The following is a 26,143-nucleotide window of genomic DNA, read 5'->3' as shown; positions in this document are numbered from 1 at the left end:
TAACTTTGGTAAATAATACTAATAGCTATGATACTTATCTGTGATGATGACGTAACGGTACGGACTTCGCTTACACTGGTATTGAAACGTGCCGGGTATGAGGTAGCAACGGCTGCGAACCAGCAGGAGGCCATCGACTTCGTGCGCCACACCTGTCCGCAGCTGATCCTGATGGATATGAATTATAGCAATACGACTACCGGGGAAGAAGGTTTGGAATTGCTTGCCAAGGTACGGATATTCTGTCCGGCCGTCCCGGTTATCCTGATCACGGCATGGGGTTCCATCAATCTTGCCGTTCAGGGTATACGAGCCGGGGCTTTCGACTTTATCACCAAGCCCTGGAACAACTTGGCTTTGCTGAAAACAATACAAACAGCCATACAACTGCAGGAGAGCGAAGAAAAAGGGCTGGAACAAAGACCTGAAAAGACGGAAAGGGCGGATAGTTTTGATAAGATCATCGGAAAATCCATCCTTCTGCAACAGGTTCTTAACACGATCACACGCATCAGCCGTACAAATGCCCCTGTCCTGATCACGGGAGAAAGCGGCACAGGCAAGGAACTGATTGCCGAAGCGATCCACGAAAGCAGTAACCGGCAGGGCAAACCGTTTGTCAAGGTCAATCTGGGAGGTATTTCGCAATCATTGTTCGAAAGTGAAATGTTCGGACATAAGCAGGGGGCCTTCACCGATGCCCGCCACGACCGGATCGGACGTTTTGAACTGGCGGATAAAGGTACGATCTTCCTGGATGAGATCGGGGAGCTGGATCTGGTTTGCCAGGTAAAGTTACTCAGGGTTTTGCAGGATCAGACATTCGAGCCGCTGGGAGAAAGCAAACCCAGGCAGGTGGATACGCGCATCATCTGTGCGACAAACAAGAACCTTCCGGAAATGGTAGCGCAAGGTGTATTCCGGGAAGACTTATTCTATCGCATCAACTTGATTACCATACAGATGCCGGCCTTGCGCGAACGGACAGAGGATATACCCTTACTGGTCGACTATTTTGCCCGTAAGCAGGCGGAGCAAAACAATCTGGCTCCGGTTAAAATATCACAAGAGGCACTCGGTTTTCTGAAGAAACTGCCGTTTCACGGCAATATCCGCGAACTGAAGAATCTGGTGGAGCGTACAATCCTGATCTCCGGTAAGGAAATCATTACGGATGTCGATTTCAAAAAGCAATATATCGAGGTTCCTGCCGGTCAACCGACAGGCGGGAATGCGATCCTCTCCCTAGATATGGTGGAAAAGAACATGATACAAAAAGCGGTCGAGTTATATGGTTGCAATCATTCCAAAATCGCTACGGCATTAGGACTGAGCAGGCAGACTTTATACCGTCGCCTTGAAAAATACGACATTAAACTCCCCGAATGAAGTCGAAGTGGATATTCTGGACGATTGCTGCACTTATCGCCTGCATATCGAGCGGCATAGGGTTCTTGTTCTTCCGGGATGAGCCGATACCTTTCTGGGTTGTACAATGTATCGCCATCCTATCCCTTCTGCTGGCTGCATTTATATATCATATGTTGGTCAAGCCTTACCATATCCTGCTGAGCGGGATGCAACTTCTGAAAGACCAGGATTTTTCCACTCATTTACGTGCGGTCAGGAATAAAGACGCCAACGAGTTGATCGGGATTTTCAACCGGATGATCTCGCAGTTGCGGAGCGAACGGCTGGCCGTACGGGAAAAGAATCAGTTCCTTGACCTGCTGATTCACGCATCACCGCAGGGTATCGTTATCCTGAATTTTGATAAACAGATCGTAGAAGTAAATCCTTCGGGCTTGAATGTGTTGAATATTTCCGATATTTCAGAGATCAAAGGAAAAACTTTTAAAGAATCCACATTCGAACTGGCTCCTGCGTTGGCTCAATTAAAACTGGGTAGTGATATGATGGTACGTAATTCGGTAAACAAAGTGTATCGTTGCAGCCATTCGGCATTTATCGACCAGGGATTCAATCATCCTTTTATACTGATAGAAGAGATCACGCACGAATTGCAGAAAGTAGAAAAGGACTCGTATGAACGTATCATCCGGATGATGTCTCACGAAGTAAATAATTCGGTCGGGGCGATCGGCTCTACTTTGAATGTCGTTACCGATATTTTCAGGCAGGAAGAAAACAGCAAATGGGATTATGTGCTACCTGCTGTCGAGGCTTCTTTCGACCGTTGCGGACATCTGGCCAGTTTTATAAGCAATCTGGCGCAGGTCATCCGTATTCCGGAACCTACCCTCTCTCCTATTTCCCTCAATGAACAGGTTCGTTCGGTATATGCACTGACCAGCGCCGAATGCCGCCAGAGAGATATAGAACTGACTCTATCGCTGACGGAAGAAGATCGATATATCCATGTAGACGGCATCCAGTTTGAGCAAGTCCTGGTCAATATCATCAAAAATGCCTACGAAGCGATCGGGAAAAACGGGAAGATACATATCTATACATATCAATCCCCGTTATCCATTATAATAGAGGACAATGGCCCCGGAATAAGCGAAGAGACCAGACAAAAACTCTTCACCCCCTTCTTTACCACCAAATCGTCCGGTCAGGGGATCGGCCTGATGTTTGTCCGGGAAGTCCTAACCAACCATCATTGCAAGTTCAGCCTGACAACAGAGGATGGTTGTACCCGGTTTAAAATTCTCTTCGAAGAAATATAAATTATTCGTGCATAAATGCCTCATTGCTTTTTGCCAACGAAACCAATCCACCCATAGCACCCAAGTTCATAGAGTCAAGTGCCGAACTAGGGACGATCACCATAGAGCCTTTTTCTTTCAATCCCTCGAATAGCATATTCATACCTCTGAGATGTAGGGCTACCGGATTATCGGTGTACTTTCGACTGGCCAGTTCGAATTTCTCGGCAATCTCCGTCTCGGCCGTTCCCAGAATAACACGTGCTCTTCTTTCACGCTCGGCCTGTGCTTCCTTACTCATGGCATCGGCCAGATCCTGAGGTATGGCAATATCATTGATACCTACGGTTTGGCATGTGATACCCCAGGGATTCGTATTCCGGTCTAAAACATGTTGCAAATCTTCGGCTATTTTATCACGCTCCTGCAAGAGAGTAGATAGTTCGTGCTTACCGATCGTATCTCTCAAACCGGTCTGAGCAATATGCTCGATCGCTTTTTGATACTCCTGTACCTCTAAAGCGGCTTTTTCGACATCCCATACCGTCCAATACACAACAGCATCCACATTTACCGGCACCGTATCTTTGGTAAGGGTCTGCTCTGCTTTAAAAGCACTCACCCGCACACGCTGGTCGATATAAGCAGACACACTGTCGATAACAGGAATTATCATAAACGGGCCGGGACCTCTTAATCCTTTGAATTTACCCATGCGCAACACTACCGCCCGCTCCCACTGATCGGCAATACGGATTGAAGAAGCCAACAATCCGGCAAAAATGATCAAAAGCAGAAAGACCTGCGTATTGACTATTTCCATAGCATACAGAACAACCGATACGAAAATCAATACCAGCAATACGGAAAAAGAAATAGGATTAAACCATCCCTTGTTGATTACATTTGTTGTCATATCTATTATTTTTTAGAGGTTTCTATGTTCTTCAATTCCTTAATCACTTCATCGAGACTAAAACCGTAACTGAAAGCAACAGAAGAAAATTGTATACAAATTTCTTTCAGTTTATCTTCTCTCTCCCTTTCCGGCATCACATTCTCTGTTTTGTTGATAAAAGTCCCGGTTCCCTGCTGGGTCTCCAGAATATTTTTGATCTCCAATTCTTTATAAGCTTTAGACACCGTATTCAGATTCACCTTTAACTCTACAGCAAGTGCCCTGACCGTAGGAAGCTGTTCCCCCAGTTTGAGCTGTCCGGATGCTATGCCAAATATAATCTGGTCGATAATCTGACGGTATACCGGTACGCCGCTGGAATAATCTAATAAGAACTTGATCATATAATTATATATTGTGTTATACAAACATTGTACTATTATTATATGACAAAGATACAAGAAAAATTATTCCTACAAACTTTTTACAGGATTTTTTCTAAAAAACTTATTTGTGGTAAAGGACAAACATACAGGTAAGTAAAAACAAAAAAGGCTTACAATTTCTTGTAAGCCTTTATTTTGTAGCGAGACCCGGGATTGAACCGGGGACCTCATGATTATGAATCATGCGCTCTAACCAGCTGAGCTATCTCGCCATCATGTTGTCATTTTTCCTTATTGACGCTGCAAAAGTAGAGGTTATTTTTATATTATGCAACAGTTTTGCGAAAAAAAAGTGTTTATTTTTCGGGGCTTTCAGCTAAGCCGTTAAAAATTAGAACTTTTTTTACCCTGAGAATATTGGCAAATAGCAATCTTTTGCCTATCTTGCTCCGCAATTAATAGCATGAAAGATGAAAAAAGAGAAGTTTCATATCGAATACGTTTTCGATAAAGTTTCGCGACGAAGTTTATGGAATCACCTCACTACCCCTCCCGGACTATCGGCGTGGTTCGCTGATGATGTCACTATCAACAACAACACCTATGTTTTTAAGTGGGACAGAGATGAGCAGGAAGCCGAAGTTTTGGCTGTAAAACCGGAAATAAGTATCCGTTACCGATGGGCAGACGAGGATGACGACACTGTTTACTTCGAATTTTTAATTCACACTGTTGAACTTACCGGAGCAACCGCTCTTGAAATTACCGACTTTGCCGAGCCGGACGAAAAGAAAGACTCAATCAATTTATGGGACTCGCAAGTCTATGAATTGAAACGTACACTCGGTATTTAGGTTGTTTTAGAGATTTATGTCATGTACTTATCGTTTTTTACACTACTTTTGCCCCGTCAACCCGGATAGGTAATGTTGAAGATAAAACGATTATATACATTTATGCTGCAGACTTTCCTGCCGTTGTTCATTATGACCTTCGGTATCTGTCTGTTTATTGTACTAATGCAGTTCCTCTGGAGGTACATAGACGACATGGTGGGAAAGGGACTGGGAATCCCTGTGCTCGGCGAAATGTTTTTTTATGCTGCTTTATTCCTCCTCCCGATGGCCTTACCATTGGCTATTCTGCTTGCGTCTCTAATGACTTTCGGAAACCTGGGTGAACGCCTGGAACTACTGGCGATGAAATCGGCCGGAGTATCTCTTATACATATAATGAGACCGCTTATGATTACGATCGGTATCATAAGTATCGGTGCTTTCTTTTTCCAGAACAATGCGATGCCGGTTGTCCAAGTCAAATTATATTCCCTACTCTACTCCATGCGCCAGAAGTCGCCTGAACTGGATATTCCGGAAGGCGTATTCTATGGAGAGATCACAGGATATAATGTATATGTAAAGCAAAAAGATAATAAGACGGGGTTGCTGAAAGACGTCATGATCTATGATTATTCGGACGGCTTCAACAATGCACGTGTTATCAAAGCTGATTCCGGACGGTTAAAAACATCGGCAGATAAATTATTCCTTGTCTTATCGCTTTTCAACGGTGAATCGTTTGAGAACCTGAAAAACCAAACCGGTAGTGCAGGAGCCAAAGTAGCCGTGCCATACCGAAGGGAAACTTTCGGGACGAAAGAAATTCTTATTGAATTCGATGCCAACTTCACCCGTACGGATGAATCATTCATGCAAAACCAATATATGGGGAAAAAGCTGAATGACTTGCAGACTTCCATCGACTCAATGACTGTCAGGCTCGACAGTATAAAAGCCCTGAATGCGAAAAGCGTTTACGAGATGTCTTATCGCCGTACATTCTCCAAACCTAAAAGAGAAGAGGGTAACCAGGCGGGAAGCAGCCAGGTCAACAACACCGATTCACTGAAAAAGAAGCAGGATGAGCCGGCTGTAATAATCGATTTCGACAGTCTGTATCAGGCGCAGCCGGCGAGTGGCAAGGCCGCATTGCTGGTTCGTGCAAAATCGAATATAGAGAGCGTAAAGGCCGATTATTATTTTAAAGCAGCCACAATGGGGGATGAAGCCTATAAAGTACGCCGTCACCTGACCGAGTGGCATAAAAAATTCACTTTATCATTTGCCTGTATGGTATTCTTCTTTATCGGTGCCCCGCTGGGAGCTATTATCCGTAAAGGAGGACTCGGTATGCCAGTGGTGATTTCCGTGATCCTGTTTATCTTCTATTATATTGTAGACAATATCGGGTTCAAGATGGCTCGTGACGGTGTATGGGCTGCATGGGAAGGAATGTGGTTGAGCTCGGCCGTATTAGCCCCGTTGGGTATATTCCTGACTTACAAGGCGGTGAACGACAGTGTGATATTGAATGCCGACACTTATCTGAACGCATTGAAGAACCTTATAGGAAAACGTTCAGGACGTAAGGTGGAGAAGAAAGAAGTGATCATTTTCACTCCCGATTACGAGGCAATTCTTCCGCGCCTGGATAAACTGGCTAATGATTGCGCCAGCTATTTAAAAGGTCACAAACGCTGGCTTAATTATATCACTTTCTGGAGACAGGGAGGAAAAGATCATACAGCCGAACAACTGGCAGCAGAAATGGACGGCATCATCGAAGAGCTGGCCAATTCCGACCAGAATCTGTTGCTGAATAAACTAATGGACTACCCGGTTATAGGTGGATACAACCAACTGAACGCCAACCTGAACGGTAAGATCGGGCTGGCACTCGGTATCCTCATTCCGATAGGACTTCCGATTTACCTGCTTGCCACTTATCAACGCAAATTACTGCGCCATGACATACAGGTGGTACAAAAGACAAGCCGTGAACTGGAAGATATGATCAAGAGCTTAGAAACTAAAAATTAAAAACGATATGAGTGATTTCAGATTAAACACCATCGAAGAAGCAATTGAAGATTTCCGCGAAGGAAAATTCCTGATCGTAGTCGACGACGAAGATCGCGAGAACGAGGGAGACTTTATTGTTGCTGCAGAAAAGATTACTCCCGAAAAAGTAAATTTCATGATGACATACGGTCGCGGCGTCTTATGCGCTCCGATCACAGAAGAACGTTGCCAGGAGTTGGATCTGGACATGCAGGTTGCCAGAAACACCTCTATGCTGGAAACTCCTTTCACTGTGACTGTCGATAAGCTGGGCGGCGGTTGTACAACCGGTGTTTCCATGTTCGACCGCGCAGAGACGATCCGCGCTTTGGCTGATCCCCAGACGAAACCCTCTGATCTAGGACGTCCGGGACATATCAACCCACTTCGCGCCCGTTCACGCGGGGTACTTCGCCGTGCCGGACATACGGAAGCGGCAGTCGACCTGGCTCGCCTGGCCGGACTCTTTCCTGCCGGAGCTCTGATCGAGATCATCAATGAAGACGGAACAATGGCCCGTCTGCCCCAACTGATAGAAGTTGCGAAGAAATTCGATATCAAAATTATTTGTATCAAAGACCTGATCGCTTACCGGCTGAAGACTGAATCGATCGTCGACAAAGGCGTGGAAGTGGATATGCCGACACAATACGGCCATTTCCATCTGATCCCGTTCCGCCAGAAAAGCAACGGACTGGAGCATATTGCTTTGATAAAAGGAGATATCTCCGGTGAAGAACCTGTATTGGTACGGGTTCATTCATCCTGCGCCACCGGCGACATCTTCGGTTCAATGCGTTGCGAATGCGGCGAACAGCTCCACAGAGCCATGAAAATGATCGAGAAAGAAGGACGCGGCGCCATCGTCTACCTGAACCAGGAAGGACGCGGTATCGGCCTGATGGATAAAATGAAAGCCTATAAACTCCAGGAAGAAGGATTGGATACGGTAGATGCCAACCTACATCTGGGACACCAGGCTGACGAGCGCGATTATGGTGTCGGAGCACAGATACTGAAACACATCGGTATCACCAAAATGCGCCTGATGACCAACAACCCGATAAAACGTGTCGGCCTCGAAGCCTACGGTTTGACGATTGCGGAAAATGTTCCTATCGAAGTAACTCCTAATAAATATAACGAGTTTTATATGAAGACAAAGAAGGAGCGTATGGGACATGTACTTCACAACATCAAATAATTAGCAATTTGTTGCAAGGATTCCGATTATTAATTACTTTTGTCGCAACAATTTAAAATAACCTATACAAACAGCAGTGTCATGACACAAGTTTCAGATCGTTTAGCAAGTTTATCGCCTTCGGCAACATTGGCGATGTCTCAAAAGAGCAATGAGCTCAAAGCACAAGGTATCGATGTTATCAACCTGAGTGTGGGAGAACCTGATTTCAACACACCCGATCACATCAAGGAAGCAGCTAAGAAAGCGGTAGATGACAACTTCTCACGTTATTCACCGGTTCCGGGCTATCCCGCATTACGCAATGCGATCGTTGCCAAGCTGAAGAATGAAAATGGATTGGAATATACAGCCAATCAAATCTCTTGTGCGAACGGAGCTAAACAATCCGTTTGTAATACGATCCTGGTATTGGTGAATCCGGGCGACGAAGTAATTATCCCGGCACCGTTCTGGGTTAGTTACCCTGAAATGGTTAAGCTGGCTGAAGGTACGCCGGTAATTGTTCCGGCCGGCATCGAGCAGGACTTCAAGATCACTCCGGCTCAGTTGGAAGCAGCTATCACACCGAAGACAAAAGCATTGATCCTCTGCTCTCCTTCCAATCCTACAGGCTCTGTTTACAGTGCAGAAGAGTTAGCCGGTCTGGCAGAAGTATTGAAGAAATATCCGGAAATCATCGTTATTGCCGACGAGATCTACGAACATATCAACTATATCGGCAAACATCACAGTATCGCTTCTGTTGAAGGCATGAAGGATCGTACCGTTATTGTAAACGGTGTTTCCAAAGCATATGCCATGACAGGTTGGCGTATCGGTTTCATTGCCGGCCCGGAATGGATCGTTAAAGCCGTAAACAAACTACAGGGACAATATACATCAGGCCCTTGTTCCGTATCACAGGTGGCTGCTGAAGTTGCTTATACAGGCACACAGGCTCCGGTTGAAGAAATGCGTAAAGCATTCGAACGCCGTCGCGACCTGATCGTATCTTTGGCTAAAGATGTTCCGGGATTCGAAATCAACAAGCCGGAAGGTGCTTTCTACCTGTTCCCGAAATGCAGCTACTACTTCGGTAAAACAGACGGTCAGACTACCATCAAAAATGCTGACGACCTGGCATTGTACCTGTTGGATGCAGCACACGTAGCTTGTGTAGGCGGAACTTCTTTCGGTGCTCCCGAATGTATCCGTATGAGTTATGCTACCAGCGACGAAAAGATCGTTGAAGCGATCAAACGTATCAAAGATGCGCTGACAAAATTAAAATAACAATCAACGAAACTCTATAAAAAAAGGCTGTCCATTGCGGACAGCCTTTTTTATTATCTTATTTACCGCTGTAAATTATTCAGCACGCAAAGTGAAGCGTTTGAAAGCAACGATCTTCAATTCAGGATCTGCTTCCTTCATTGTTTCCGCTACAGTCTTTTTGCCATCCATGATATCTTCCTGGTTCAGCAAGCAAACTTCTTTCAAGAATTTGCTAAGACGACCTTTAGCGATGTTCTGAATCATTTGTTCCGGCAGATTAGCAGCCTTTTCAGCAGAAACAGTAGCAATAATTTCTTTAGCTTTTGCTACGTCTTCAGCAGTAATCCAGCCTTTAGCCATATTACTTTCCATATGGTCTTCGCTATCCACATGTGAAGGATTGATACCAGCTTTCTTCAAAGCAGCTTCTACAGCTTTCTGAACCTGTTCAGCTTTAGTCTTTTCGATAGCCACCTGGATTTCCTGTTCCTTTACAGATTCAGGAACACCGGCTTCGTCAATAGCGATAGGATTCATAGCAGCGATCTGCATAGCGATGTTGTGAGCAACACTTTCTGATTCCTTATTGAAAGCAACGATTGTACAAAGTTGGTTCTTACCCATGTGGTTGTACACAGTTGTATAAGCACCTTCTACTACGTTGTAACCGTCCAGTTCCATTTTCTCGCCAGTGATACCGCTACGGTCAGTAACAGCGTCCTGGATAGTACCATTACCCATAGGCAATGCTTTTATTTCATCCAATGTCTGACACTTGTTAGCCACAGCAGCATCCAGAATAGCCTGAGTCAAAGCGATGAAATCTTCGTTCTTAGCTACGAAGTCAGTTTCACACTTCAAAGCGATAGTAGCAGCGAAACCGCCATCCTTTTTAGCTAATACGCAACCTTCGGCAGCGTCACGGTCAGAACGCTTAGCAGCGATAGCCTGTCCTTTTTTACGGATAATTTCCATTGCTTTTTCGATGTCACCATCAGATTCGGTCAACGCCTTCTTGCAGTCCATCATACCAGCTCCACTCATTTTGCGCAGCTTGGTAATATCAGCCATAGTTACAGCCATAATCTTATTTCCTTATTTAATTGTTTATACTATTCTAAAAACCAACAATGGACAATGGACAATTGACAAGTCCTAAGAACTTAACTGTCAAAAGCCTATTGCCCATTGTATTTTGTATTCTAATTGTCAATTGTCAACTGTCAATTGTCAATTAAATTATTCTTCGATATCTTTAGCGTACTTTCCAGCAACATTTGCGTTCAACGCTTCTTCGTCTTCTTTCTTAGTACGTTCTTTCTTTACAGTAGCTTTTGCCTTACGATCTCTTCTGGGAGCTTCACCTTCGCCGGCAGCTTCCGTATCGATCTTTTCAGCTTTGCGTTCCTGCAGACCTTCGTTCATTGCTTCGCAGATAGCGCCTAAGATAACTTCTACTGATTTAGTAGCGTCGTCGTTAGCCGGGATTACGTAGTCAATGTTGTTAGGGTCAGAGTTCGTATCAACCATACCGAATACAGGGATACCCAGACGGTTAGCTTCGCGAACTGCGATATGTTCTTTCATTACGTCAACAACGAACAAAGCAGACGGAAGACGAGTCAGGTCTACGATAGAACCTAAAGTCTTTTCCAGCTTAGCACGCTGACGAGTGATCTGAAGTTTTTCTCTTTTTGACAGATTATCAAATGTACCGTCTTTTGTCATCTTATCGATAGTAGTCATCTTTTTGATGGCTTTACGGATAGTCGGGAAGTTAGTCAACATACCACCCGGCCAGCGTTCGATAACGTAAGGCATACCTACAGAAGCAGCCTTATCAGCGACAACTTGTTTTGCTTGTTTTTTAGTAGCAACGAAAAGTACTTTCTTTCCCTGTTTAGCCAGGTTCTTCATTACTTCTGCTGCTTCATCTACTTTAGCAACTGTTTTATATAAATCAATGATATGAATACCATTGCGCTCCATAAAGATATAAGGAGCCATAGCGGGATTCCACTTTCTCTTCAAGTGTCCGAAGTGTACACCAGCTTCTAATAACTGATCAAAATTAACTCTTGACATTTTTTTCTTTTTAAATCGTTTACTTTCTGTTTAATTTTCAACTATCAGGTAGTTCTCCGGCATGTCTGCATGCAAAAGAAATCCCGACAATTTAGATACTAAACGCTTTGTCCTTGTAAGAAACTCACAAATAACATTAACGTTTGCTGAACTGGAATCTCTTACGAGCTTTTGGCTGACCCGGTTTCTTACGTTCAACAGCACGAGGATCGCGAGTTACGAAACCTTCTGCTCTCAACGCAGGTTTATCTTCCGGATTAATCTTGATCAAAGCACGAGCGATAGCCAAACGAGCAGCTTCTGACTGACCTTTGAAACCACCACCGTCAAGGTTGATCTTGATGTCATATTGTTCTTCAACATTCAGCTTTGCAAGCGGTTGCTTAACAATGAACTGAAGGATTGTAGAAGGAAAGTAATTTGCAAGATCACGTTTGTTGATAGTTATCTTTCCCGTTCCTTCGCTTACGAATACGCGAGCAACTGCTGCTTTACGTCTTCCTATTGCATTTACTACTTCCATAGTTATTATTTAAGTGAGTTTATATCGATTGACTTAGGTTGTTGAGCTTCGTGTTTGTGCTCTGTTCCTGCATATACATATAAGTTACCCAGTAACTTTGCACCCAGACGATTTTTAGGCAACATACCCTTTACTACTTTTCTGAACAGACGATCTTCGCCCTTCTGCATCAAATCTGCAGGAGAATATGCGATCTGTCCACCGGGATATCCGGTATATCTCAAATAAACACGGTCGTTCCACTTGTTACCAGTCAGAACGATTTTATCTGCATTGATAATGATTACATTATCACCACAATCAACATGAGGAGTGAAATTGGGTTTATACTTACCGCGCAAAAGTTTTGCTACTTTTGCACAAAGACGTCCCAAAGTCTGTCCATCAGCGTCAACGATGACCCACTCTTTGTTTACAGTTGCTTTGTTTGCAGAAATGGTCTTAAAACTTAAAGTATCCACTGCTTAATAAATTAATTAATTAATAACTCTAAAAAACAAGCGCTTAGTTTCTCACTACCATTATCACTACGGACACTTGACGTAATAATGTGCTAAAAACTAAACCCTTAGTACAATTTGATAATATTCGGCTTGCAAAGGTACGGCTTTTCTTCGAAATACAAAACTTTTGTACATCTTTTTCATTATGAACCGTTAAGAGAGAAAGGATACTAAATATGAACACACATTTTTAAGGTAAAAAGATTCCGCGTCTTTTATTAATTCGTATATTTGTAATATGGGAACGTGGGAGAAACAGCAAGAGGTAAAACGGGAAGGCCGGGAAAAGGACAAAATCCGTAGAGAAGTACTGGCAAAGTACTTCTACGATTTGTCAAAATTGATGTTCGTCGCCATTGTTCTGGGAGAAATGCTTATTCTTCAAAAGGATATAAGTGATTCCAGTGGTTGGCTGATGATTGTATTTGGTGGTTCGTTTACATATTTATTAGCGTGGATTGGCAATAAAATATTAAAATAGATTATATATGAATGGATTAGTTTTATTTTTCATGGTAGGTTGTGTGGTTGCCGGAGCTTTCCTTGCTTGGCTCTACACTAAACCGGGCAAAAAATGGCTGGACGATTTATAAAAAGAATTTCTTTTTCAGAATATAAGCCAAAGCTCTGTGTTAAGCACAGGGCTTTTTTTTATTATAATGTATTTGCTACTTACGGAAATAATACCCCAACGAGAAAGTTACATTATTTTGATAGAGTGATGATTCGCCGTCATGTTTAGAGGTACGGCGGTCGAGCGTTCCGCAAAGGGCAGATACGGAAAAGAAGAAATTAGAGTATTCCACCTGCAATCCGAGGTTAACTCCCAGATCGAACGTCTGAAGGTCGGCTTCGCCGGATTTGCCGAAAACGATATCGGTATCCACATTTTCCTTTGTCCTCATTTTTCCAAACAGGGAGAAATCGACAGCAGGGCCAGCCATCACACTGAAATAAACATCGGTAAACTGGAAGGTATATACCAGATTGACAGGCACAAGAATAGAATAGTAGTTACATTTAGTTTTCGGATAAAGACGTCCGGTACCTTCTTCATCCGGTATATTGGAAAGGTAATTTCCACCCTGATGCACAAAAGCGACTTCCGGCTGCAACGACAACCTTTTATATAAAGGGATGTTTGTAAGTCCGGCTACACTGAATCCGAAACGTGCTCCCGACCGATAATTATTATCTATTTTCTGCACCAAAGAAGAATAGGCCAATCCCCCACGCACACCAAACGTAACCTGTGCAGTGGCCGGCACGATCATCAACATCACCAAAATAATTACCAATCCGATCTTTTTCATACTAAATACACTTTTCTACGAGCAAAGATAGTTTTTTTTTCTAATGATGATACTTCTTCTATCATTTTAACGTATCATTGATCAAATTCTTTTTTGGGTTGATTCTTGTCCGATATCACTGCGCAGTCAAATTTAAATTTAATGTACGAATGCGTACATTAATATATGAGACGAAAAAAGTTTATACACAATCCGCCTTCATGCCTTCATATGGCCTTACGTCTTTTGATTAACAATCCATACAATATGAACCCGCTTGTTCTTTCGCCTTCATATCGCTTTCATTCGGCCTTCATGGATCTTCGTATAGTTTATCTTTTCCACCTTCTATACCGGCATTATTCCGAGGACAGGAAATAGCTTTCTATATCCCAATAAAATGCCTCACGAAAACCAAGCCCTTTGCACGGGAAAACTAACCTTTTTCTTCCCTACAATTATTCCCTTTTCTCCCTACTTTTATATCTGTAATATTAACTTTGCAAAAAAGAAAGGCATGCCTTACATATTAGCAATACTAGCCTTACATATAAGTAAAGCATACCTTACTTATTCAAAATAGAGGACAAAAGTAACTAATAGTCACATGCCAGCACCTTAATATTCCTATGCAAAGCCCTTAATTCTCAGCCATAGATTATAAAGACAAGAAACTCATCATTGCGATCAATTTAAACTCAAACGAGACATGAAGGCTGAATGAAAGCAGTATGAAGGTAAAAGTGCAAGCGGGTTCATATTGTATGCATTGTTAATCAAAAGACGTAAGGCCATATGAAGGCAATGAAGGCGTATTAATAATAACATAGATCATGCAGATCAGATAGATAATCACCATCCATCACCAGTTGTAGAAAATAACTAAAATCAGGCAAATAATATGTATATTAATAGCTAAGGTAACCTATTAACTAACAGATGTTAGACGAATCCGTTATCTCTTATTTTTATCTAAAAGAAAGCCCCCGAAATGACAACATCCGGAATAATCCCGTTTATTTGAAACACAAAAAGATTGTTTCGATTATTATTTATTCATTTTAATAGGTTGACGATGATTTATGAAGGGTTGATCCTGATTGAACAGGATTTGAAAGAAATGATAGAGTCGAATTTAGGCCGCACAGGCCTTTTATACCGCATCTACTCAAGAATTAAAAGCAATGACTCTATCAACGAGAAGATTAACAGGAAAAATTATCAGGAAAGCGGTAAACTGATTCAGGATGTGATCGGGATACGGGTAATGACGTACTTCAGCGAAGACATCGATGTGCTGATAGACTATTTCTCCTCTATTTTCGATGTGATAGATCTGGAGCATGACAAGATGGACATCGCTAATTTCAATCCGGTACGTATCAATATGGTCTGCCGGCTGCAAAACGAACAACTGAAAGAGTTCAACACCTGGAAGAACCGTTATAGCGAAAGTTTTAAGCGGATCGATTCCACCTTCGAGATACAGGTACGTACTACGCTTTCGGAAGGATGGCACGAAATAGAACACAACATGCGGTATAAATGCAAAAAGGAATGGCAATCGCTGGAAGACGAGTCCATCATGCTGAACGGCATTCACGCCACACTCGAGACCAGCGACCGTACGCTCTTCAAACTGTTTGAGGAAATTTCCTATCAGCATTATAAGAGCCGGAACTGGACGGGAATGCTGCGGAATAAGTTTCGCCTGCGGTTCACCCTCGAACCGCTTTCGCCGGATATCATCACTCTTTTCAATTTCGATAAAGAGCTGGCTAAAGCCTTCTATAAGATAGAGCGTTCTCTTATCCTGCATGAACTGATCAAGCATGATCTCCGGATGGATATATCATTTAATAACATTATTTATCTATGCAACTATCTGTTTGTGAAAAACGAACTGATACACCAGATCACACCACCCGCATTAATGCTACGGTTTGAGGAAACTTTCAAACAGGATAGTTAAAGACAGGCCTGTTTTGGAAATCTACATTTATTTTACCAAACAAATGTAGTATCTTTGTTTGGTAAAATAAAAAGTCTTTCAAACATAGATATGGAACCATTTATACATTTACATGTCCATACCCAGTATTCGCTGCTGGATGGACAAGCCTCTATTGACGCCTTGATCGACAAGGCACAAAAGGATGGGATGAACGCCATTGCCGTTACCGACCACGGTAACATGTTCGGTATAAAAGAGTTCTTCAACAAAGTTTCGAAAAGGAACAGCAAACCGCTCGGAGCTATCAAAGGTTTTGAAAAAGAACTCAAAGCACTCAAAGCAAAAGAAGAACTTACCGCCGAAGAACAGGCACACCTTCAGGAGCTACCGGGACTGATAGAAGCGGAAAAGAAAAAGATATTCAAGCCTATTATCGGCTGCGAATGTTATTGTGCACGCAACGGAAGGCATAATAAAACGACGAAGGAAGACCGAAGCGGTTACCACTTGATCGTGCTGGCTAAGAATATGAACGGCTACAAGAACCTGATCAAGATGGTATCCATCTCGTGGACGGAAGGTTTCTACGGACGTCCGCGTATCGACCATGAACTGATCGAAAAGTATCATGAAGACCTGATCGTCTGTTCGGCCTGTCTGGGGGGAGAAATCCCGCAGCACATCATGCACGACCGGATAGATAAGGCGGAAGAGTCGATCCAATGGTTCAAAAACCTGTTTGGCGAAGATTATTACCTGGAAATGCAACGGCACGAGACACACGACCCGAACGCCGACTGCACCACCTATCCCAAACAACAGGAAGTAAACAAAGTGCTGATCGAACTGGCACGTAAACATAATGTCAAGCTGATTGCAACCAACGACGTCCATTTCGTGAATGCGGAAGACGCCGAGGCACACGACCGTCTGATCTGCCTGAGTACAGGGAAAGACCTCGACGACCCGACCCGCATGCGCTACTCCAAACAGGAATGGATGAAGACGACGGCCGAAATGAATACCATCTTCGCCGACCTGCCGGAAGCACTCAGCAATACGCTCGAGATTGCCGACAAGGTAGAGTTCTACTCGATCGACAGCGGCCCTATCATGCCGACCTTCGCTATTCCCGAAGAATTCGGCAGCGAAGAGTCATACCGCGAAAAATACTCCGAACAAGACCTGTTTGAAGAGTTTACCCGCGATGAGAACGGAAATGTGGTATTGAGCGAAGACGATGCAAAAGACAAGATAAAGAAACTGGGCGGATACGACAAACTATACCGTATCAAGCTGGAAGCCGACTATCTGAAGAAGCTGACTTACGACGGTGCCAGGATTTGTTATGGCGAAGACTTATCGGACGAAGTTAGAGAACGTCTGGATTTCGAGTTGCACATCATGAAGACGATGGGTTTCCCCGGCTACTTCCTTATCGTGCAAGACTTTATTGCCGCCGCCCGCGAACAACTGGGCGTATCGGTAGGCCCGGGACGTGGTTCGGCTGCCGGTTCGGCAGTGGCCTACTGTCTGGGGATCACCAAGATCGACCCGATCAAATACGACCTGCTGTTTGAGCGTTTCCTGAATCCTGACCGTATCTCCCTTCCCGATATCGATACCGACTTCGATGATGACGGCCGCGGCGAAGTGCTGCGCTGGGTAACGGAAAAATACGGTGCCGACCGGGTAGCGCATATCATTACCTACGGTACGATGGCAACCAAATCGGCTATCAAGGACGTAGCTCGTGTCCAGAAACTACCGCTTTCCGAATCGAACCGCCTGGCCAAGCTGGTGCCGGATAAGATACCGGACATGAAGAAGTTTAAGCTGAAAGACGCAATCAACTACGTGCCCGAACTGCGCGAAGCGGCAACCGGAAGCGATCCGCTGGCACGCGATACATTAAAATATGCACAGATGCTGGAAGGTAACGTGCGTAACACGGGTGTACATGCTTGCGGGGTCATCATCGGACGATATGATATATCGGATGTGGTTCCGGTAAGTACCGCCAAAGATAAAGAAACCGGCGAAGAGATGCTGGTTACCCAATATGAAGGTTCGGTAATCGAAGAAACCGGACTGATCAAGATGGACTTCCTGGGACTGAAAACCTTGTCCATCATCAAAGAAGCGATTGAAAACATCCGGCTGACGACCGGAGATACCCTGGATATCGACCATATCAGCCTGGAAGACCCGGCAACGTATAAACTGTATTGCGACGGTAAGACCACCGGAACATTCCAGTTTGAGTCCGCAGGTATGCAAAAATACCTGAAGGAGTTACAACCTTCCAAGTTTGAAGACCTGATCGCCATGAATGCCTTGTATCGTCCGGGGCCTATGGATTATATTCCCGACTTTATCGACCGTAAGCACGGACGTAAACCGATCGAGTATGATATCCCCATCATGGAGAAATATCTGAAAGATACCTATGGTATTACGGTCTATCAGGAACAGGTCATGCTTCTGTCGCGTTTGCTGGCTAACTTCACCCGTGGTGAGAGTGACGCCCTGCGTAAGGCGATGGGTAAGAAGTTGATCGACAAGATGAACCACCTGAAATCGAAGTTTATGGATGGCGGTCAGAAGAACGGTCATGCGGCCAAGACACTCGAAAAGATCTGGTCTGACTGGGAAAAGTTTGCATCCTATGCCTTCAACAAGAGCCATGCAACCTGTTATTCGTGGGTGGCTTACCAGACTGCTTTCCTGAAGGCGAACTATCCGTCTGAATATATGGCTGCCGTACTGAGCCGAAGTTTATCCAATATCGTCGATATCACGAAGTTCATGGACGAATGCAAGGCGATGGGTATGCAGGTATTAGGGCCGGACGTAAACGAATCGATCCTGAAGTTCAGTGTAGATAAGAATAAGAACATCCGTTTCGGACTGGGAGCCGTAAAAGGGGTTGGCGAGTCGGCCGTACTCAATATCATTGAAGAAAGGAAGAAGAACGGCCCGTATAAGAATATTTTCGATTTTGTGGAACGTGTCAACCTCTCCTCCTGCAATAAGAAGAACATCGAATCGCTTGCCCTGGCGGGGGCTTTCGACAATTTCGGTATTCAACGCGAACAGTTCTTTGCAGAAACGGGTAAAGGCGAAGTCTTTCTCGACACATTGGTGCGTTATGGGAATAAATTCCAGATGGATAAGAGTTCTGCCGCCAACTCCTTATTTGGCGGCGACGACCTTCTTGTTGCCATCTCCAAACCGGAGATTCCGGTCTGCCAGCGTTGGAGCGATCTGGAACGCCTGAACAAGGAAAAGGAACTGATAGGCATCTATCTGTCCGCCCACCCGCTGGACGAATACCGTATCGTATTAACCTATGTATGTAATACGGGTATGGCCGAGATCAGCGACCGTGAAAGCCTGAAAGGACGCGAAATGTTGCTGGGTGGTATCGTGACCGACTTCCGGGAAGGTATGACCAAGACAGGGAAACCTTATGGAGTAGTTAAGATAGAAGACTTTACCGGAAGTGGCGAAATTGCCCTGTTCGGTAATAACTACATCGAATACAGCAAGTATTGCAAGATCGGTATGTACCTGCTCATCACCGCCCGTGTAGAACCCCGCCGCTGGAACGAGAATGAACTCGACTTCAATATCGGTTCCATCCGCCTGTTGCAGGACGAAAAAGACAAGCTGATCGAAAAGATAAGCATCACCTTGCCAATCCACGACCTCGACGAGCCCACAGTCAATGAATTATCGGTGCTGATCAAAAACAATCCGGGACAGAGCTTGTTATATTTTAGAGTGGTGGACGGAGAGCATAATATTTCACAAAGTTTCTTCTCGCAGAATATCCGGCTGAATGTAACGCATAAGCTAGTGGAGTTCCTTCAGGAGAACGAAAATATTGATTTTAAAATTAATGGCTAAAGTTGTGCGGTGTAGAAAGAATTAGTACTTTTGGCACCTCTTATTGGGAACAATTTAAATTAGATATACAATTATGGCACTAGAAGTTACAGATGCAAATTTTGAAGAGTTGGTAAACTCTGGCAAGCCCATGGTCATTGATTTTTGGGCAGAATGGTGTGGTCCTTGCCGCATGGTAGGTCCGATCATCGATGAATTGGCTACCGAATATGAAGGTAAAGTTACCATCGGAAAGATGGACGTAGACAACAACAATGACGTAGTTGCCCAGTTCGGAATCCGTAATATCCCGACAGTACTGTTCTTTAAGGACGGAAAACTGGTTGACAAACAAGTTGGTGCAGCACAGAAGCCTGCTTATGTAGCTAAGATCGACGCACTTTTATAATTACTTCATAGCACGAAGCATTTCGCGCTTTCCCGGGGGGCCGGGTATTCTTTCAACGGAATACCCGGCCTCTTGCATCATACGCCGTACTACTCCTTTGGCACAATAGGTGGTCAGGATACCTCCTTCCGCCATGTGTACATATAGATTATTGAATATTTCCTGGTTCCACATTTCAGGTTGCTTGTCGGGGGCGAAAGCATCAAAATAGACAAGGTCTATTCCTCCGGGCAGTTCGCAACTGTTATTGTCGCCTTGTATCTTATGTAAAGTAAAATGACCGGTGATGTTTGCGGGTTCGTTCCACGGGGCTGCATGCAAGGCGCTGAACAGTTCTTTCTTTCCGGGGCAGATCACTTCGCCATAGTTCAGAGCCTGTACAAGCTGCGGTTCGAGCGGATAGAGTTCGATGGAATAATAGTTTACCGTACGGTTATTCTCTTCTGCATCGAGTAGCGTAAGAAAAGCATTCAGTCCCGTTCCGAAACCGATCTCGAAAACAGTTATATCTTTTTTAGCCTGATGATGCAATCCGGCTTCAATAAATACATGGCGCGACTCCTGTACCGCCCCGTTCACAGAATGATAATGCTCGTCCATTTCGGGAATAAATAAGGTATGGCTACCGTCTGCCGTCTGTTGTAGTTCTCGTCTCATCTGATTTTCTTACACTTTCATTATTTTTTTGATTCTGCAAAGATATAAAAATATAGAATTGATTACTTTTGCGGGCAAAATCATTACTAGTAACATATATACATGCTGCAATATTTCATCCTCTCTACTCCTTCTTTTGTCAGTCTGTTCTGGGCGTTCGCCTTGCTGATAAAGAAAGGTAAAAGCTGTCGGACCGAGAGGGTCTTAGCAATCGATCTGTTGTTTTGTTCTGTAGTATTCTATATATATGGAAGTTTCTTCGTGTCTGATACCGATTATGAAAACCGTTATCAGCAGGACATCATTTATACATTTTTCCTTCCGATGCTTTATCCGCTCCACATGGTCTATGCCAAGCAGCTGACGGATACAAAGAGGTTCCGGTGGTGGCTCATACCGGCATTTGCACCTCCCTTCATACTAACAGCGTTGACGGCTACCGGTTATTTGTTGATGGGAAAAGAAAACTCCATCATCTATGCCCGTGATTACCTGTTTAACTATGGAGAAAAGCATTTTCCGGCCGACTATCCTTTGTTTAAACTGCAATATTTCTGGAATGAAGTGCTTTTTATTATAGTTATAAGCATTCAAACGCTGGTTGCATTTATTTACTTTTCATACCGTATCATCAAATATCGCCGCCAGCTAAAGGAGTTCTATTCCAATCCAGACGAACATTTCCAACGGAACTTTTACTTTATTTTTGCAGCTACCGGGATCTATTCGTTGCTTACATTCATAGCCGTACTGGCCGACCTGAACAGTTATAACTCGCGTCCGTTGTATGTAAATACGATATTTATCTTTTTCGCCATCTCCAGCTATATACTGGCCTATGCCGGCTATCATATCCAATATACGGCGGAAGACTTTGCCCGGCAGCTTGCACAAGCCGATCTTGCCGAAGAACAAAACAGCAATCCCCTTACCGACGATTGTGAAGAAAGAAAAAGCTATAACCCCAGGCTTGTTTCTCTTTTTACCAACCTGATCGAAGAAGATAAAATATACCTGAAAAGCGATCTCCGGCTGGACGAAGTAGCGGCGATGATACAAACCAACCGTTGCTATATATCCCGCTTGATAAATGAGAAATACCAATGTACCTTTTCGGAGTATATCAATAGCTGCCGTATCGGCTATGCACAAAAACTAATGCAGCAAAATCCGTTAATGAAGCAGGAGGTGGTAGCTTCCGAATCCGGCTTCTCGCATGTCGCCAGTTTCAGTAGAACTTTTAAACGAGTAACAGGAATGACACCCAAAGAGTGGCTCAAATTACAGTAAAACAGTTTCGAATATACGAATTGCAAAAAGATTTATACCTTTTGTCAAAACCAAACACCTAAGATAAACAAAGCTTTCCAAACTTTCCTCCTATTTTTGCGGCTCATCACGAATGATCCCGGTATAAACACAGACTATTATCTCAATAAGAAAATGGAGAAAGAAATTATCATTGAAAACGATCTATCAGAAATAATCAGAATTACCCGACTCTTAGAATCGATAGGGGTAACTCTTTTCCTGCCTTCCACCACTACAAGACAAATTTGCCTTGCGGTAGAAGAGGCAGTCAGTTGCATCATCCACCATGCTTATCCGAATGGAGAGAAGAGTAAAATTAAACTTAGAATAAGCCAGGTAAACGGAGATATTAACTGTATGATAATAAACAACGGGCTTTTTTTCGACCCGACACTGCCGCTTGAAGGTTCCGACAAGTCATCCTTAGAAGATATGCTTACCGGAGGGCTCGGTTTTTTCCTGATATTCAGAACAATGGATGAAGTGGCATATCATACCGACGGTTCACAACATTACCTGATGCTGACAAAGGGACTAGGCACGATCGATGAACCCGAAAGCACATTGAATACCAATATCTGTAAAGTTGCCGGCGGAGTCATTATTACCGCCGAAGGACGCCTGGATACAATGAATGCACGTAAATTCGAATCTGTGATCCGTCCTGTGCTGGATAACTGCACGACAAAAATTATCCTCAATTGCGAAGAACTGACCTATATCAGCAGTTCCGGCCTGCGTTGTTTTATCCTGATGCAAAAGAAAGTAGACAGCTTGCACGGAAAGCTCATACTTAAAGGCGTATTACCGGAAATCCGCAATATTTTCGATATGACAGGTTGTTCATCGCTGTTCACCATACATTAATGATTCTATGATGAGGCAATACATTTTCTTCCTGTTGCTCATTCTTCTGTATGTGCCCACAATACAGGGACAGCGTATCACTATCACACCAAAGTGGACAGCACAGGCTCAGTTTACAGGTTATTATGTGGCAGATAAAATGGGGTTCTACAAAGAAGAAGGGCTCGATGTACGTATTATACATCCGGCCATTTCCGAAAGTTCCTTTTCTGTCTTGCAGAATGGGAAAAGCCAGGTAGCCGTTATGAACTTGTCTTTCGCCCTGACGGCTCGTGCTTCCGGTGCTAAGATCATCAATATAATGCAGACCTCGCAGGAGAACAGCCTGATGCTGGTAAGCCGTCATCCGTTAAATAACATTACATCTCTGAAACAGAAGGATATAGCCGTGTGGAACCATCTGAGCCAGAATTTACTGGATCGTATTTCCGCACGTTACCAACTCAACTGCAAATGGATACGTTTCAACAGCGGTGTTAATCTTTTTCTGGCCGGTGCCGTCGATATATGCCTTGTAGGCAGTTACAATGAATATTTGCAACTGGCTGAATACGGGCTACGGCCGGACGATACTTATCTGCTGCACTTCTCCGACTATGGGTATGATCTGCCGGAAGACGGATTATACGTCACTGATGAATTCTACCAGGCTCATCCGGACATCATTCCCAAACTCGTACGCGCCAGTATCCGGGGATGGGAATGGGCCAACGAACACAAAGAGAAAGCACTGGATATCGTGATGGACATTGTGCACGAAAATAATATCGGAACCAACCGTTACCATCAGCGTAAAATGATGGAAGAAATTCTCCGGTTGCAAGTTGATAAAAGTTGTAACAAACGAACTTACCTCCTGAGTCCGGAAGATTTCGAATCAGCTTCAGATATCCTGTTGAATGGGCTGGAAAGAGAGAATATACATTATACTGATTTCGTTAAATAACTATCTTATGCATCCTTTCAGACAATACTTTCAACTTAAGTCTTTTGCCAGCCGGATGAGCATTTGTGTACTATCGTTCACACTGGTGGTATTTATCGTTATCATCACACTATTTTACACATACAGCCGTGAAAAGGTAACAGACTTTGCCATAAAAGATACACACGGGCAATTACAGAATATGGCTACCAAGATCGGTGACTTACTGCAAACAGTTGAGACAACCGTGGCCCAGTCCTGCTGGATGGTAGAAGAGAATCTGTCCGAGCCGGACTCATTGTTCCGTATCATTACGGCGGTAGCCGAAAACAATGACCTTATCGTAAGTAGCGGCATTGCGTTCGAACCCGACTATTACAAAGAAAAAGGGAAATATTTCATGCCGTATGTCTCACTAATGAACGGAAAGACCGAATGCACGGTACTGGGTAGCTCAAGCTATGATTACCCTTGTATGGATTGGTACCTGATCCCTAAGTTGCTCAAACAGAAATACTGGAGTGAACCTTATTATGACCAGGGAGGGGGGAATTTCATTATGACTACGTTTTCTATGCCTCTATACGATAAGGCTGGGGAAGTTTATGCCATCTTTACAGCTAACATTTCGCTGTCCCAATTCACAGACATGGTGTCGCAGTTAAAACCATATGATTCCAGTTTCACTTTTCTATTGAGTCGCAACGGTAGTTACTTAACAAACCCCGATCGTGACAAAATAATGAATGAAACGATCTTAACCGATGCCCTGGCCAGTAGAAATCCGGAAAAAGAACAGATCGGCAGGGAGATGTTGGCCGGCTATACAGGAACTGCCTTAATAAAACTGGACGGGAAGCCTGTCTATACTTTTTATACATCTATTCCTCATATCGGCTGGTCGGTCGGCAATGTCTGTCCACCTAATATTATCTTAAAAGAACTGGATACCATATCCAAAAATATAATCATTGTTTCATTAGCCAGCATGCTGATCCTGTTTTTTATTGTTTATATCATCATCCGCCGGTTAGTCAATCCTCTGGCTCAGTTCTCACAATCGGCACGGGTCATTGCTACCGGCCGGTTCAATGTAGAGTTACCACAGGTATATTCGCATGATGAAATAAAGACTTTACGCGATTCGCTAGCCTACATGCAACAGTCATTATTCGATTACGTGATCAAGCTACGTGAAACGACAGCCAGCAAAGAACGGATTGAAAGCGAGCTGTTTATCGCCAAAGAGATACAAATGGGAATGGTTCCCAAAACGTTTCCACCTTTTCCGGGGCGTCATGATGTGGACTTGTATGCCATATTACAATCGGCTAAAGAAGTGGGAGGCGACTTATATGATTTCTTCATTGAAGGCGATCGACTTTACTTTATCATCGGGGATGTATCGGGGAAAGGGGTTCCGGCATCTTTGTTCATGGCCATTGCACGGAGCTTGTTCCGCACGATCTCCCGTAAGATAGAGTCACCCGCTGAAATCGTAACCGCTATGAACAATTCCATTTCAGAAAACAATGAGTCGAATATGTTCATCACACTGATTGTCGGCATATTAGACTTACAGACCGGGACACTGAAACTTTGCAACGCAGGACATAACCCTCCTGCATTGATCCTCCCCGACGGAAGTGTGTCGTTACTGGATATGAAAAAGCATTTAATAGCAGGTATTATGCCGGATTATGTATATTCAGACGAGATAATCAATCTTGAAAAAGGGACTAAAATATTCCTTTACACCGACGGTATCACCGAGGCGGAAAACACGGCAAAGGATTTATACGGAGAAAAGAATCTCGTAAAAACACTGGCTGCCAATACCCATCAGGATATACATGCAATGGTAAACACGATCATTTGCTCGGTCGCTTTCCATGTACAAATGGCCGATCAAAGCGATGACATAACAATATTAGCAATACATTACGAACCGGAAACTAGTAAATAAGAAAGGATCCATTATGAAAATGAACAAAGAAATCAGGATAGCCAATGATTTGGCAGAGATATCCCATTTATATGAATTCATTGAAGAATTGGGTGAGGAACTTAATCTGTCTTCAGAGACCACGATGAATATAAACCTGGCGCTGGAAGAAGCTGTAGCCAATATCATCATGTATGCCTACCCGGAAAGAGAACAACATGAAATATTGTTGAAGGTAACTTCCTGCCCACAACAACTAATATTTTTACTAACAGATAGAGGGCAGTTATTCGATCCGACCCAGGTTCCTGACGCCGAAATCAATTTGCCGATCGAAGAACGAGCGATCGGCGGACTTGGTATTTTTCTTATCCGCAGCATCATGAACGAAGTTTCTTATCAACGTCTGGATGATGAAAACCTGCTGATCATGAAAAAGAACCTGTAAAGTAAGGCAAACAGGA

At 43.7% G+C, this 26,143-nt stretch carries 23 protein-coding genes and 1 tRNA gene; 15 read left to right on the top strand and 9 right to left on the bottom strand.

Annotated features, from left to right (window positions below; translation table 11 throughout):
• Nucleotides 1-27 precede the first annotated feature (27 nt).
• Together HMPREF1536_RS12470 and HMPREF1536_RS12465 are read left to right on the top strand one after the other, a co-directional pair.
• A complete protein-coding gene (locus HMPREF1536_RS12470; protein WP_028729871.1) occupies nt 28-1,389 on the top strand; it encodes a sigma-54-dependent transcriptional regulator in 1,362 nt (453 codons plus the stop codon).
• A complete protein-coding gene (locus tag HMPREF1536_RS12465) occupies nt 1,386-2,693 on the top strand; it encodes a sensor histidine kinase (RefSeq protein WP_028729872.1) in 1,308 nt (435 codons plus the stop codon). The genes HMPREF1536_RS12470 and HMPREF1536_RS12465 overlap by 4 nt, the downstream gene beginning before the upstream one ends.
• Before the next feature lies 1 nt (nt 2,694).
• On the opposite strand, the gene HMPREF1536_RS12460 is transcribed toward HMPREF1536_RS12465, so the two are convergent.
• The 3 genes from HMPREF1536_RS12460 to HMPREF1536_RS12450 form a co-directional block, all read right to left on the bottom strand.
• Entirely contained in the window at nt 2,695-3,588 is an 894-nt protein-coding gene (locus HMPREF1536_RS12460) for a slipin family protein (protein ID WP_028729873.1), read from the bottom strand.
• Nucleotides 3,589-3,593: 5 nt separating this feature from the next.
• On the bottom strand, nt 3,594-3,974 hold the full coding sequence (locus HMPREF1536_RS12455) for a GntR family transcriptional regulator (protein WP_028729874.1): 381 nt from the start codon (nt 3,972-3,974) through the stop codon (nt 3,594-3,596).
• 180 nt (nt 3,975-4,154) lie between these two features.
• Nucleotides 4,155-4,228, bottom strand: a tRNA-Met gene (locus tag HMPREF1536_RS12450).
• A gap of 198 nt (nt 4,229-4,426) precedes the next feature.
• Between HMPREF1536_RS12450 and HMPREF1536_RS12445 the strand changes: the two genes are divergently transcribed.
• The 4 genes from HMPREF1536_RS12445 (at nt 4,427) to HMPREF1536_RS12430 (ending at nt 9,335) form a co-directional block, all read left to right on the top strand.
• On the top strand, nt 4,427-4,810 hold the full coding sequence (locus HMPREF1536_RS12445) for an START-like domain-containing protein (protein WP_028729875.1): 384 nt from the start codon (nt 4,427-4,429) through the stop codon (nt 4,808-4,810).
• A 102-nt stretch (nt 4,811-4,912) separates the two neighbouring features.
• On the top strand, nt 4,913-6,835 hold the full coding sequence (locus HMPREF1536_RS12440) for an LptF/LptG family permease (protein WP_028729876.1): 1,923 nt from the start codon (nt 4,913-4,915) through the stop codon (nt 6,833-6,835).
• A 7-nt stretch (nt 6,836-6,842) separates the two neighbouring features.
• Nucleotides 6,843-8,060: a bifunctional 3,4-dihydroxy-2-butanone-4-phosphate synthase/GTP cyclohydrolase II gene (locus HMPREF1536_RS12435; RefSeq protein WP_028729877.1), complete on the top strand. Its 1,218-nt coding sequence runs from the start codon at nt 6,843-6,845 to the stop codon at nt 8,058-8,060.
• An 81-nt stretch (nt 8,061-8,141) separates the two neighbouring features.
• A complete protein-coding gene (locus tag HMPREF1536_RS12430) occupies nt 8,142-9,335 on the top strand; it encodes a pyridoxal phosphate-dependent aminotransferase (protein ID WP_028729878.1) in 1,194 nt (397 codons plus the stop codon).
• Between the two features lie 75 nt (nt 9,336-9,410).
• Here the strand turns inward: HMPREF1536_RS12430 and tsf are convergent, their stop codons facing one another.
• The 4 genes from tsf to rplM all read right to left on the bottom strand — a co-directional run bounded on the left by tsf (nt 9,411) and on the right by rplM (nt 12,386).
• Nucleotides 9,411-10,400: a translation elongation factor Ts gene (gene tsf / locus HMPREF1536_RS12425; RefSeq protein ID WP_028729879.1), complete on the bottom strand. Its 990-nt coding sequence runs from the start codon at nt 10,398-10,400 to the stop codon at nt 9,411-9,413.
• Between the two features lie 156 nt (nt 10,401-10,556).
• A complete protein-coding gene (gene rpsB, locus HMPREF1536_RS12420) occupies nt 10,557-11,402 on the bottom strand; it encodes a 30S ribosomal protein S2 (protein WP_028729880.1) in 846 nt (281 codons plus the stop codon).
• Nucleotides 11,403-11,538: 136 nt separating this feature from the next.
• Nucleotides 11,539-11,925 carry a 30S ribosomal protein S9 gene (gene rpsI, locus HMPREF1536_RS12415; RefSeq protein ID WP_028729881.1) on the bottom strand — a complete coding sequence of 129 codons (387 nt, stop codon included), beginning with the start codon at nt 11,923-11,925 and terminating at the stop codon, nt 11,539-11,541.
• Nucleotides 11,926-11,930: 5 nt separating this feature from the next.
• Nucleotides 11,931-12,386 (bottom strand): 50S ribosomal protein L13, encoded by a 456-nt coding sequence (gene rplM, locus HMPREF1536_RS12410; RefSeq protein ID WP_028729882.1) that lies wholly within the window; start codon nt 12,384-12,386, stop codon nt 11,931-11,933.
• A 280-nt stretch (nt 12,387-12,666) separates the two neighbouring features.
• Between rplM and HMPREF1536_RS12405 the strand changes: the two genes are divergently transcribed.
• The gene (locus HMPREF1536_RS12405) at nt 12,667-12,909 is read left to right on the top strand and encodes a hypothetical protein (RefSeq protein ID WP_028729883.1); all 243 of its coding nucleotides are present in this window, start codon (nt 12,667-12,669) and stop codon (nt 12,907-12,909) included.
• Nucleotides 12,910-13,096: 187 nt separating this feature from the next.
• Here the strand turns inward: HMPREF1536_RS12405 and HMPREF1536_RS12400 are convergent, their stop codons facing one another.
• A complete protein-coding gene (locus HMPREF1536_RS12400; protein WP_028729884.1) occupies nt 13,097-13,741 on the bottom strand; it encodes a porin family protein in 645 nt (214 codons plus the stop codon).
• Nucleotides 13,742-14,795: 1,054 nt separating this feature from the next.
• Between HMPREF1536_RS12400 and HMPREF1536_RS12395 the strand changes: the two genes are divergently transcribed.
• The 3 genes from HMPREF1536_RS12395 to trxA all read left to right on the top strand — a co-directional run bounded on the left by HMPREF1536_RS12395 (nt 14,796) and on the right by trxA (nt 19,974).
• Nucleotides 14,796-15,692 carry a hypothetical protein gene (locus HMPREF1536_RS12395; RefSeq protein WP_052349923.1) on the top strand — a complete coding sequence of 299 codons (897 nt, stop codon included), beginning with the start codon at nt 14,796-14,798 and terminating at the stop codon, nt 15,690-15,692.
• Between the two features lie 90 nt (nt 15,693-15,782).
• Nucleotides 15,783-19,586 carry a DNA polymerase III subunit alpha gene (gene dnaE / locus HMPREF1536_RS12390; protein WP_028729886.1) on the top strand — a complete coding sequence of 1,268 codons (3,804 nt, stop codon included), beginning with the start codon at nt 15,783-15,785 and terminating at the stop codon, nt 19,584-19,586.
• Nucleotides 19,587-19,659: 73 nt separating this feature from the next.
• Nucleotides 19,660-19,974, top strand: coding sequence for a thioredoxin (trxA, locus tag HMPREF1536_RS12385; protein WP_028729887.1), 315 nt, complete (start codon nt 19,660-19,662; stop codon nt 19,972-19,974).
• On the opposite strand, the gene mnmD is transcribed toward trxA, so the two are convergent.
• On the bottom strand, nt 19,975-20,631 hold the full coding sequence (mnmD, locus tag HMPREF1536_RS12380; RefSeq protein WP_028729888.1) for a tRNA (5-methylaminomethyl-2-thiouridine)(34)-methyltransferase MnmC2: 657 nt from the start codon (nt 20,629-20,631) through the stop codon (nt 19,975-19,977).
• A gap of 102 nt (nt 20,632-20,733) precedes the next feature.
• On the opposite strand from mnmD, the gene HMPREF1536_RS12375 reads away from it, so the two are divergent.
• The 5 genes from HMPREF1536_RS12375 (at nt 20,734) to HMPREF1536_RS12355 (ending at nt 26,127) form a co-directional block, all read left to right on the top strand.
• Nucleotides 20,734-21,921: a helix-turn-helix domain-containing protein gene (locus HMPREF1536_RS12375; protein WP_028729889.1), complete on the top strand. Its 1,188-nt coding sequence runs from the start codon at nt 20,734-20,736 to the stop codon at nt 21,919-21,921.
• Nucleotides 21,922-22,074: 153 nt separating this feature from the next.
• Nucleotides 22,075-22,809: an anti-sigma factor antagonist gene (locus HMPREF1536_RS12370; protein WP_028729890.1), complete on the top strand. Its 735-nt coding sequence runs from the start codon at nt 22,075-22,077 to the stop codon at nt 22,807-22,809.
• Between the two features lie 7 nt (nt 22,810-22,816).
• Entirely contained in the window at nt 22,817-23,755 is a 939-nt protein-coding gene (locus HMPREF1536_RS12365) for an ABC transporter substrate-binding protein (RefSeq protein WP_028729891.1), read from the top strand.
• Between the two features lie 7 nt (nt 23,756-23,762).
• Nucleotides 23,763-25,700 (top strand): SpoIIE family protein phosphatase, encoded by a 1,938-nt coding sequence (locus HMPREF1536_RS12360; protein ID WP_028729892.1) that lies wholly within the window; start codon nt 23,763-23,765, stop codon nt 25,698-25,700.
• A gap of 19 nt (nt 25,701-25,719) precedes the next feature.
• Nucleotides 25,720-26,127 (top strand): ATP-binding protein, encoded by a 408-nt coding sequence (locus HMPREF1536_RS12355; protein WP_028729893.1) that lies wholly within the window; start codon nt 25,720-25,722, stop codon nt 26,125-26,127.
• The last annotated feature ends 16 nt before the right edge of the window (nt 26,128-26,143 follow it).

Source organism: Parabacteroides gordonii MS-1 = DSM 23371 (assembly GCF_000969825.1).
GTDB classification, from domain to species: Bacteria; Bacteroidota; Bacteroidia; order Bacteroidales; family Tannerellaceae; genus Parabacteroides; species Parabacteroides gordonii.
The sequence above is the reverse complement of the archived record's forward strand: the minus strand, read 5'-3'. Positions and strand labels throughout refer to the sequence as shown.

Bases quoted from the DNA above. Each gene is read 5' to 3' on its own strand.
- HMPREF1536_RS12395 (WP_052349923.1), top strand. From the start codon at position 14,796: ATGATTTATGAAGGGTTGATCCTGATTGAACAGGATTTGAAAGAAATG.
- HMPREF1536_RS12365 (WP_028729891.1), top strand. From the start codon at position 22,817: ATGATGAGGCAATACATTTTCTTCCTGTTGCTCATTCTTCTGTATGTG.
- HMPREF1536_RS12455 (WP_028729874.1), bottom strand. From the start codon at position 3,974: ATGATCAAGTTCTTATTAGATTATTCCAGCGGCGTACCGGTATACCGT.
- rpsI (WP_028729881.1), bottom strand. From the start codon at position 11,925: ATGGAAGTAGTAAATGCAATAGGAAGACGTAAAGCAGCAGTTGCTCGC.
- HMPREF1536_RS12465 (WP_028729872.1), top strand. From the start codon at position 1,386: ATGAAGTCGAAGTGGATATTCTGGACGATTGCTGCACTTATCGCCTGC.
- HMPREF1536_RS12360 (WP_028729892.1), top strand. From the start codon at position 23,763: ATGCATCCTTTCAGACAATACTTTCAACTTAAGTCTTTTGCCAGCCGG.
- HMPREF1536_RS12375 (WP_028729889.1), top strand. From the start codon at position 20,734: ATGCTGCAATATTTCATCCTCTCTACTCCTTCTTTTGTCAGTCTGTTC.
- HMPREF1536_RS12430 (WP_028729878.1), top strand. From the start codon at position 8,142: ATGACACAAGTTTCAGATCGTTTAGCAAGTTTATCGCCTTCGGCAACA.
- tsf (WP_028729879.1), bottom strand. From the start codon at position 10,400: ATGGCTGTAACTATGGCTGATATTACCAAGCTGCGCAAAATGAGTGGA.
- HMPREF1536_RS12355 (WP_028729893.1), top strand. From the start codon at position 25,720: ATGAACAAAGAAATCAGGATAGCCAATGATTTGGCAGAGATATCCCAT.
- HMPREF1536_RS12400 (WP_028729884.1), bottom strand. From the start codon at position 13,741: ATGAAAAAGATCGGATTGGTAATTATTTTGGTGATGTTGATGATCGTG.
- trxA (WP_028729887.1), top strand. From the start codon at position 19,660: ATGGCACTAGAAGTTACAGATGCAAATTTTGAAGAGTTGGTAAACTCT.
- HMPREF1536_RS12405 (WP_028729883.1), top strand. From the start codon at position 12,667: ATGGGAACGTGGGAGAAACAGCAAGAGGTAAAACGGGAAGGCCGGGAA.
- HMPREF1536_RS12440 (WP_028729876.1), top strand. From the start codon at position 4,913: ATGCTGCAGACTTTCCTGCCGTTGTTCATTATGACCTTCGGTATCTGT.
- mnmD (WP_028729888.1), bottom strand. From the start codon at position 20,631: ATGAGACGAGAACTACAACAGACGGCAGACGGTAGCCATACCTTATTT.
- dnaE (WP_028729886.1), top strand. From the start codon at position 15,783: ATGGAACCATTTATACATTTACATGTCCATACCCAGTATTCGCTGCTG.
- HMPREF1536_RS12460 (WP_028729873.1), bottom strand. From the start codon at position 3,588: ATGACAACAAATGTAATCAACAAGGGATGGTTTAATCCTATTTCTTTT.
- HMPREF1536_RS12445 (WP_028729875.1), top strand. From the start codon at position 4,427: ATGAAAAAAGAGAAGTTTCATATCGAATACGTTTTCGATAAAGTTTCG.
- HMPREF1536_RS12370 (WP_028729890.1), top strand. From the start codon at position 22,075: ATGGAGAAAGAAATTATCATTGAAAACGATCTATCAGAAATAATCAGA.
- rpsB (WP_028729880.1), bottom strand. From the start codon at position 11,402: ATGTCAAGAGTTAATTTTGATCAGTTATTAGAAGCTGGTGTACACTTC.
- HMPREF1536_RS12470 (WP_028729871.1), top strand. From the start codon at position 28: ATGATACTTATCTGTGATGATGACGTAACGGTACGGACTTCGCTTACA.
- HMPREF1536_RS12435 (WP_028729877.1), top strand. From the start codon at position 6,843: ATGAGTGATTTCAGATTAAACACCATCGAAGAAGCAATTGAAGATTTC.